Below are 458 nucleotides of genomic sequence, written 5' to 3' on the forward strand. Positions count from 1 at the left end.
GCCCGCTTCCTGCCAAGTAGCCATCTTCCAGGTCCGTCATCGCAATGGTCGGTACACCGTATTGTTCTCCAATTCGAGATGCAATAATCCCTTGGATGCCGGCATTGCCGGTCATTCGAATACTTAAAGTAAATTTGTTTTCGTGATACAAGGCTTCAGCCGTTTCACGGGCTTGCTTTAACATACCTTCTTGCTGGCTTCGGCGATCTAGGTTGTCTTGATCCAATTGTGCCAGCAATGGGGTCGCTTGTTCGAGGTTGGGCGCATTTAAGAATTTAAATGCTGTGGTCACATCGCTGACGCGACTTGCAGCATTGATTCGGGTGGCCACCTGAAAACCAAGGTATTCGGCATTAAAGGGTTGCCCTTGATTGTCATTCATTTTCTGCAGAGCTTGCCAGGCAGGGTGCGTAAACTGATTGATGGCAGCCAAACCGGCTTGGACAATGGCACGATTA

The 458-nt window shown here is 49.1% G+C and carries 1 protein-coding gene; it reads right to left on the bottom strand.

Translation table 11 applies throughout. From position 1 onward, the window contains the following. Positions 1-458 (bottom strand): single-stranded-DNA-specific exonuclease RecJ family protein (locus Tanf_RS16730; RefSeq protein WP_046825734.1); only part of this gene is annotated, 458 nt, incomplete at both ends.

It is taken from the genome of Tannerella forsythia (assembly GCF_001006485.1).
In the GTDB taxonomy this organism is placed as follows: domain Bacteria; phylum Bacteroidota; class Bacteroidia; order Bacteroidales; family Tannerellaceae; genus Tannerella; species Tannerella forsythia.